Below are 4,246 nucleotides of genomic sequence, written 5' to 3'. Positions count from 1 at the left end.
GGCGCCCGCGAGCGGCGGCGGTATCGGCCCGGAACGCGATCGGGCGGCCGATTTCGCGGCGCTCACCGGCCGGGTGGCCAGCTTCTGTGCGACAGGCGATCTCGCGTGCGACGCGCCGCAGGGCGCGCCGATCCTGAAGGCGGTGGCCTCGGTGGCGGGCCAGGCGAAGCTCAGCGGCGGCGATCCCATCGCCTCGCTGGTCTCCATCTCCCAGGCTCTCGCGTTCACCTCGATCAAGACCGCGACCAAGGTCGTCGACGAGGACGTGCAGGGCACCTCGCTGGCGAATCTTTCGCTCTCCCCGAAGAAGTCGATCTCGCAGCGGATCGCCGACGCCTCCGATCCACGCGCCCCGCTGGATCTCGACGGCGCGCTGCGCGCCGTGCTGAAGGTCGGCTTGATCGGGCTCAACGCGGTCGCCACCGTCGTCAGGGCGGTGATCGGTCCGGCCGCGATCTCGGAGCTGGCCACCGCGGGACTGTCCAATCCGGCGGCCGGTCTGCTGTTGCTCGGTACCAAGTTGATCGGCGCCATTCCACAATTGATCCCGCCGACGACCGTCTCGCGGCTGGTCACCCAGGCGTTCGACGCGGTCGTGCAGAACATCACCGACAACAGCGAACTGCTGAACGTCACCACCTGGGTGCGGTATTGGGACACCGTACAGCGGCACGGCGGGTACAGCACCGCGGCGGTGGCCACCAACGGCGACGCGCCCACCCGCTTCGTGGCCGACTGGTTCGCCGCACTGGCCCGTGACCTGGCCGATCGCTTCGGCGCGGGCGCCGAGCCGCGGGGTGGAGCGGACAAGCCGCGCACCGGATTCTCCGGCGGAAGTACCGGCGCGTCGCCTACGCCGAATTCGTCCGGTACGGGACAATTTCCGTTCGGGACAGGAGCCGATGGCGCCTCATCCGGCGGCGCGACCTCGATTCCGCCCACCGAGCGACCCGGTACCGCCAACCACACCTACCCGTTCTCCACGAACTGATCGCCGAGAGGTCCGACGATGCGACACCACGTGCCTTCCTCTGCGGGAATGGGGGAATGTTGAAGTCGTACAAAGACTTGTCCCGGTGGTACGACCCGCTCGAACCCGACAACCTCGAACCCGACAACGGAGCGCCCGCGCAGGCACAGCAGGACGACGCCGATCTCGCAGTGGCCGAGGACGACGGACCGGCCCGGTATCCGCACTACATCCGCGACGAAGAGGACCCGGAGGAGGCGCGCGCGCGAAACGAGGTCCCGGCCGACCTGGCTTCACGGCGCGCGGAGTTCACCGGCGGCTGGTCGGATTGGGTCGCCGACCGCGCGCCGGGACCCGACGACGACTACGCCCCGCGCGACGGCGATCTGGTTCGCTTCCCGTGGCCCGAAGACGACGACTACGACGACGAGCCCCAGCCGCCCGTGCGCGCGCCGCGCGCGCTGCGCGACCACCCCGCCTCGCGCCGCGGCCGCATCGTCGCGGTGCTGATCGTTGCGGTCCTGTTGCTGGCCTTCGCCGTCGCGGGTGCGCTCTACCTGTTGCGGTCCTCGGGCAATCGCGCCGCCGTCGCGCCGACGACCCCGCCGATGCAGTTCACCGCGGGCAGCGCGCAGGTGGGCATCACCTCGGGGTGCCCGACCGAGCGCGCCGACCGGCTGATCCGCAGCGCGGGGCCGGGCGGCACGCAGAGCGGTCCGGACGTGGTGCTGGCCTTCCAGTACGCCTACTACGTGGAGCGATCCGGCGAGCGGGCGCGGGAATTCGTCGCGCCGGAGTCGAACATCTCGGCCGCCCCGACGATCCAGCGCGGGATCGACAGTGTTCCCGAGGGCACCACGCACTGCGTGCGCGTCGCGACGGTGACCGACACCATGTACTCGGTGGAGGTCACCGAGTACCGGCCTGGCGGAGCGCCCGCCACGTACAACAAGCAGACGGTCACCACCGCGGTGATCGGCGGCCGCGCCCTGATCACGGGTATTGCGGCCGGATGAAGGAGAGCTGAGAACGATGGGAGAGGACTGGAGCCGCTGGCTCGACGAGGCGCCCGAGGAGGGCGCCACGCAGGGTCGTCAGGCGCTCAAGAAGGCTCCGGTGGTGCGGTTGCGGCGCGGCAAGCGGGGAGACGGCGATGAGGACGCGGGCCCGACGCAGCGGCCGATTCTGGTGGTCGGCGGCTGCGGTGGCGCGGGAACCACCACGACCGCACTGGGTATCGCGGGTGAATTGGGTTCGGGCGGAACACCGACCGTCGCGGTGGACGCCACGGCCGCGGGCAGCGATCTCGCACTGCGCGGAGCCGACGAGCACCTGCACCCGATCAGCCTGCAGTCGTGGCTGTACGGGCGCGGCGACGACGAACCGGCCCCGCTGAAGGAGTGCCTGTCGCGCGCCACCTCGGGCATCGGCCTGCTCTGGCGTGACGCCGCCCCGCTGCGCCGCCGCGCCACGTATCTGACGGTCGCGCGCGCGGTGGAGGACGCGGGGTTCACTGCGGTCTACGACGGCGGTAACCCGATCGCGGGACGCCAGCTGCGTCCACTGCTCGACGACGCGGATGTCGCTCTGGTGCTTGCCATTCCGGCGCGGCCCGATGCCGCGAACCGGCTGCGCGTCGCCCTGGAATGGCTCGACGACGAGTTCGGCGATTCGGCCGAGGGACAGGGCACGGGCATCGTCGGCGATGCCACCATCGTGATCTCGCACCAGCAGCCGGGCGGCGATTCGCGGGTTGCCGATCATTTGCGTGAAAACCTGTCCGGCTGGGTCCGCGACATCAGGGAGATTCCCTACGATCCGCACCTCGCCCGTGGCGAACTCGTGCGGCACAGCGCGCTGGCGGCCGAGACCCGCCGCGCGTACGAGCGGCTGTTGTCGGGGGTGGCATCATGACCGCCGCCATGAAACTTCGTCGGAAACTCGATCCGCAGCCCGCCGGCGTCGTCGCGCCCCCTGAGTCTCGCCGCGCGCCGGTCTGGGACCGTCCGGTGCCCGGCGTCGGACGCGCGCCGCTGGTCTGGCTGCTGGGTGTGCACGGCGGCGCCGGAGCCACTACCCTCGCGCATGTGCTTGCGCCCGCGGCGGATTCGAGCCGCCGCTGGCCCGGCGTCTTCGAGCGTGAATCCCCTTTTGTCGTGTTGGTGGCCAGGGAGACGATCGCCGGGTTGACCCGCGCGCACGATCTGCTGCGCCAGCACCATTTCGGTTTCGGCGGCCCCTCCGAGGTGCTCGGCATGATCACGGTGGCCGCGCGCCCCGGCAAGATGCCCGCCGAGATCCGGCGCTACCGCGACGTGGTCGGCTCGCTGGCGGGCCCGCTGTGGCAGGTGCCGTGGTACGAGGAGTGGACCCTGGTCGAGCCGGAGCAGTTGCCGGTGTGGACGCCGGGCGATCCGATGCCGGAGAAGAAACGCAAGATCGATCCACTGGCCGAGGTCCCACTGGAGATGCGCGAGCTGGGCGTCGACATCGTCTCCGTGGTTCGTGAGAAGCTGGACAGCACTGCGGCTTTCGACGAGGGGGAGGAATCGTGACGGAGACCGGCGCGCGCAGCAATTTCGAGAAAGGCATCCGATGAGCATGTTCCTCCTTGCCGTGCAGGACACGTACGGCACCGTGCTGGCCCAGGTGGGCAATCCGACGCCGGAGGCGCCTCCGGGATCGGAGAAGATCATGCAGATGGTCCAATACCTGGTGTGGTTCGTGTTGCTGTCCGGTGTCTGCGGAATCATCTACGCCGGTGGCAGATTCGCCTGGGAGAAGTGGACGGGCGGCGGCCTCGAGTCGCCGAAGATGGTGGCGGGCGCGATGATCGGCGGCGTGGTCGCCACCAGCGCGGGCACCATCATGAACGCCGTCATCGGCACCTAGGACGACCATGTCCACCATGCGAATGTCGACGGAGCTGCTCGCCTACAAGCAGATGCCCTCCGAGGTGCTCGAACCGCTGATGCAGCTGCTGAACTGGCTGCTGTGGTTCGCGCTGCTGGTGTGCCTGACCTGGATGATCCTGTCCGCGGGCAGGCTGTGGATCGCCTTCCGCAGCGACCTGGCCGTCAACGACGCCACCCACGGCGTGGTGATGAGCCTGATCGGCGCGATCGTCGCCAGCACCGCCTCGGGGATCGCGTTGGCGTTCCTGCCGACGTGAGCCGCGGGACCCTGATGGAGACGGTTCGGACATGAACTGCACAGCGACGCGGCCGCATCCGGCAGCGCCCCCGCAACACGGCGCGGGGCGGCGGGGGCGGTCCG

The 4,246-nt window shown here is 70.1% G+C and carries 5 protein-coding genes and 1 pseudogene; all 6 read left to right on the top strand.

The features are described from left to right. Positions 1 to 991: pseudogene (locus NL1_RS38435) on the top strand (cutinase family protein); the annotation flags it as partial. A 56-nt stretch (positions 992 to 1,047) separates the two neighbouring features. Continuing rightward, on the top strand, positions 1,048 to 1,986 hold the full coding sequence (locus NL1_RS35695) for a DUF8176 domain-containing protein (protein WP_067849323.1): 939 nt from the start codon (positions 1,048 to 1,050) through the stop codon (positions 1,984 to 1,986). 16 nt (positions 1,987 to 2,002) lie between these two features. Further along, entirely contained in the window at positions 2,003 to 2,884 is an 882-nt protein-coding gene (locus NL1_RS35690) for a MinD/ParA family ATP-binding protein (RefSeq protein WP_067849320.1), read from the top strand. Then, entirely contained in the window at positions 2,881 to 3,525 is a 645-nt protein-coding gene (locus NL1_RS35685) for a hypothetical protein (protein ID WP_067849317.1), read from the top strand. Before NL1_RS35690 ends, NL1_RS35685 begins: the two co-directional genes overlap by 4 nt. A 40-nt stretch (positions 3,526 to 3,565) precedes the next feature. Further along, a complete protein-coding gene (locus tag NL1_RS35680) occupies positions 3,566 to 3,862 on the top strand; it encodes a hypothetical protein (protein ID WP_067849314.1) in 297 nt (98 codons plus the stop codon). Positions 3,863 to 3,869: 7 nt separating this feature from the next. After that, positions 3,870 to 4,142: a hypothetical protein gene (locus NL1_RS35675; protein WP_067849311.1), complete on the top strand. Its 273-nt coding sequence runs from the start codon at positions 3,870 to 3,872 to the stop codon at positions 4,140 to 4,142. Positions 4,143 to 4,246: the final 104 nt, after the last annotated feature.

The organism is Nocardia lijiangensis NBRC 108240 (assembly GCF_001613045.1).
Taxonomy (GTDB): domain Bacteria; phylum Actinomycetota; class Actinomycetes; order Mycobacteriales; family Mycobacteriaceae; genus Nocardia; species Nocardia lijiangensis.
This window is presented reverse-complemented; position numbering and strand designations above follow the sequence as displayed.